This is a genomic window from uncultured Polaribacter sp. (assembly GCF_947501385.1).
Taxonomy (GTDB): Bacteria; Bacteroidota; Bacteroidia; order Flavobacteriales; family Flavobacteriaceae; genus Polaribacter.
Map to the genome: position 1 here is coordinate 1 of NZ_CANMVP010000059.1, position 4,387 is coordinate 4,387.

At 29.9% G+C, this 4,387-nt stretch carries 3 protein-coding genes; 2 read left to right on the top strand and 1 reads right to left on the bottom strand.

Translation table 11 applies throughout. From position 1 onward, the window contains the following. The first annotated feature begins 217 nt into the window (after positions 1–217). Together Q0998_RS19095 and Q0998_RS19100 are read left to right on the top strand one after the other, a co-directional pair. Entirely contained in the window at positions 218–832 is a 615-nt protein-coding gene (locus tag Q0998_RS19095) for a hypothetical protein (protein ID WP_299672998.1), read from the top strand. A gap of 81 nt (positions 833–913) precedes the next feature. Beyond that, entirely contained in the window at positions 914–3,670 is a 2,757-nt protein-coding gene (locus tag Q0998_RS19100) for a T9SS type A sorting domain-containing protein (RefSeq protein WP_299673001.1), read from the top strand. Between the two features lie 290 nt (positions 3,671–3,960). Here Q0998_RS19100 and Q0998_RS19105 read toward each other — a convergent pair. Next, positions 3,961–4,387: transposase (locus Q0998_RS19105; RefSeq protein ID WP_299673004.1), on the bottom strand; the 427-nt coding region annotated here is incomplete at its 5' end.

Consider the following 4,387-nt stretch of genomic DNA (forward strand, 5'->3'; position numbering starts at 1 on the left):
GCCCGTGTAAAACTAATACTGTAATTTAGTTGGATAAATTAAAAATAAAACGGAGTTATTAGACGAACTGACGTTAGGCACAAGGTGAATATAAGAACTAAAATTGAACAAAAGAATAAAAAAGGAAAAAATAAGTCCAGAATAACCTAAATTTAAAGAATCTTGGACTTTAAACCTTTTGGCTATAGTTAATTTCATGAATTAAAATACAAATATTATGAAGAATTCATTTTTTAAAACAAAAACACTTATTATGTTATTATTTCTAACAATAGGTTGTAGTGAGACAGAAAAAGAGGTTTTTACACCTACTTTACCTCCAATTACCCAAACTGGAGAAAATACTTTTGGTTGTTATATAGATGGAAAATTGCTAGTACCCAGAGACAGAAGTGTTTTTGGAGGGACTACAGTAAAAGGAATGACAATATCTGAATATTCATCATCACCCACTGAAATAGATTTCTTTAATTTAAGAATAATAGATGGTCAAAGTGATGTTGGTGATTTCTCATTCTATTTATATAATTTAGATGAATTAGGAGAAGGTACTTATAATATAAAAAAAGGTAATCTATGGCAATCAACTTCTGATATTAAAACTATTAACTTTTGGTTGAAAACCCCTAGAAACATTTCAGTTAAACGTTATTTCTCCATAGAAAACGGTGGCACTTTAACAATTATTAAATACGATTATACAAATGGAATTATATCAGGAACTTTTAGCTGTAAAGCCATAAACAACAACGATTCTTCAGATGTCATAGAAATTACAGAAGGTCGCTTTGATATTAATTTAAACACATTAAATGACACAGAATTTCCATAAATAAAAAAGGGATGTTACGCCAATAACACCCCAAGATAATAAACAATTATAAACCCAATTACTCATTAAAAATTCAAAATTATGAAAAAATTAGCTACACTTATCTTTTTTTTATTACTTTTTACAAATGTAAAAGCACAAATAACCATAGATTATAAAACAACTAAAAAACCAGAGGACTTTCTAAAAAATATAGATATATCCTCATTTAATTCGGGCATTTTATATGATAGAGTGATTCCGTATGCAAAACTATCTACTTTCAATACTTCAGAGAATAACACTTCTAATGTTACACACTTTGAACAATCCTTGAGTGAATTGTATAGAGCTTCAAAAAAGAAAAAATTTACTTCTGTAGAAAAATTTAGACAGCAATACAATCAAGCCGAAAATATCGTCAATATTGGTATTATCAACACTAGTTTTCATCAATTAAATTACAATAAAAAAGATGAACAAAAAGGAGGTTTACGATTAAAAAATAAAAAGCTAACCATCATAAAAAATAAAAATGCTTTTACAAAAAAGGATATTTTAATCATTGCTCCCTTAAAAAGACGAGCAAAAGGAACATCAATTACGTATCAATTTACAAAAGATTTTATTCTAGGTACAAAAAATAAAATCCGTAAACTTATTGCTGATTTTGGGAATGATAAAACAATTACTATTCTTGAGAATGGCAAACTTTTAATGAATGAAATAGCTGTTGAATATAATTCTAACGGTAAAAAAACTTTAATATTTTCTGTAGAATTTAAAGATGGTTCTAAAAAACAAACAAAAGGAACTATTTTTGTGAAAAATGTTGTTACAAATGCTCTACGTTCTTCAAATATAATTCAAACAAGGTACATATTGAATTCTCAATATTCATTTAAAGGTTATGAAGAGTCTTCAGCTATTTTTGGAGAATTAGAGTACGAAATTTTTTATCATACAAACAATGGTGTTCCAGAAAACAAACTATTAAAACCAATTCTTTTTATTGATGGTTTTGACCCTCAAGATGAAAGAAAAATCCTTCAATCTGAAATGCCTTTAGGAATCAACGATCCTAACCCTTCAATTGAAAGATTAATGGTTTATGGAAATAATGACACACCAATTATTCCTGAATTAAGAAATTTAGGTTATGACGTTATTTTAGTAAATCATCCTGTTTATTATAGAAACGGAAAAGAAATTGATGGTGGTGCTGATTATATAGAACGTAATGCAATGAATCATATTACTTTATATCAGAAACTAAATAAAAAATTAATGGATAATGGAAGTAATGAGGAATTAGTAATAATAGGTCCTAGTATGGGAGGACAAATTTCTAGATTCGCGTTGGCATATATGGAAAATAAATTTACAGATACTAATGACAATAAATGGAAACATAATACTAGATTATGGATAAGTGTGGATAGTCCACATCAAGGTGCCAGTATAAGTGTTGGCGCTCAAGCAAATGTTTATTTTTTAGGTTTTATACATGGAGAACAAAAAGCTAAAGATACCTATGAAAAAAGTTTAAAATCTGTTGCTTCAAGACAAATGTTAATTCAACAATTTAGTGCTGGCTCTAGTTTTTCAAAACCTTCTCTTTTTAATCAATATTACTCAAATTTAAAAAGTAATGGTTTACCAAACTCTAAAGGATACCCATTAAATTTAAGAAAAATTTCAATTACAAATGGTGCAATTAATGGAAATAAAAATGGCTCTGAAGGCGAGGGAGTTTTAGATATTAGAGGTTATGCAGATTTTTGGATTGGTAATGTTAGAGGTTTTTTAAATAAATTAAATTATACCAAAGGTTCATGGCAAAATAATGAAGTGTATTTTGGTAAAGTTGACAAAGTTTTTTCAGGATACTCTTACGCAGTTTCATACACAAACCAATTCTCGAAAGGTTCATTAGATGTAGTTCCTGGAGGTACGTTTAATACACAAGGTGTTTTAAAAGATGAAATTGTAGAAGGATTGGAAAACAATTCTAGTATTGATCGTATTTCTGTTGGTACATACAAACCTAATCATACATTTATGCCCACACATTCTACTTTAGATACAAATGGCTTTACAAATTGGTATCAACCTATAAACAAAAATCTAGTATGTAGTAATCAAACCCCTTTTGACACTTATTTTGGGGAAACTAGAAATACAGAACATGTTTCTTTTACCATAACAAGTAAAAACTGGCTGTTTGAAGAACTTGCTGGTAATCAGCAACAACCTCCAATACCATATTCATCAATGACTGGGAATGAAAATGCAGTAACTGGTCAGTATTTAACTTATCGTGTTGACCCTATTGTTGGAAATACTTCTTATAATTGGTATTTTGATGTTGGTGGAAATACGGGAACAAATATTGGTGGTTGGAGTATTATATCTAATAATGGTGATGAAGTAGTAGTTAAGGTTGGACAAGCTGGAACTACTGTAGTAGTTTGCAGAATAACAAATACTTGTGCATCTTCTTTAAAATATAAATACGTTAATGTGACTTCATCTAGTGGAGGAGGAGGAGGAGGTAATGGAGATCCATGCGATGGTAATTTCAGATTTAGCTCTAATCCTATGAAATCTAATAATTCATTAAATAAAGTTATTATTGAACCAGACCCTTGCAATGATAATTTAAGATTTGCAACTTCTTCAGAATCTGAAAATTTAGAATATAATATAACTATCCATAACTTATATAGTGAAAAAGTCTATTCTAAAACTCAAAATACAACCGAATTTTCTGTTAATAGCTTGAAAAGAGGATTTTATGTTGTTAGGTTTCAAAATGGAAAAGGAAAAATAATATCAAAAAGATTAATAATTGAATAAACCCTGTGCCTAATAACTAAGTATATGGCGTGCCGATAGGCCAACGCTATATATTCTGTTGACTGATCCGGGAAGTTTTTAGATAAGGGGGAAATCGAGGTTTTGGTTGTTACTTATCAAGAAGTACTGCGTGTTATCTTTTCGATTTTATGTGCATTTTTTGTCTTAAAACACAATTAATCATTCATCTTTTTATTCTTGTTCATTTTTTCGACTCGCTACGCAATTTTAAGTTTTTATTTTTCAGTTTGGGCAATGGTAATCCTAGGCTGCATTTGAGCCTTTTTTTATCATTTGAATTTCAGTAGTTTACCATTTGCAATTTGTTTATAATTCTTCGGGGGGCCACGACTTCCAAAAGTAAAAAGAGTTACCAACGTTCCTTTTTTACAACTAGGGCAACATCTATGCAATGAGTTTTCCTGAACAACAGGTGCTTCTTCATCGCTTACATCTTTGGTTGCTAATTGTAGTTGCAAGCTTGGCAACTTCTCTTTTTTCCAGCTGCTACTCAAAAATCCATAATGCCGTAATCGGGTAAATCCTTTGGGTAAAATATGGAGCTGATACCGTCGTATAAATTCTGTAGTAGAGAGTGTCAACGTTGTTTTCTGACCACCCTTCTTATAGTTTTTTAAACGAAATGTAACCTGCCTTTTCTCTTTATCAATCGCTAAGATACGGTGATTGCTAATCGCTATTTTATGTGTGTATCTG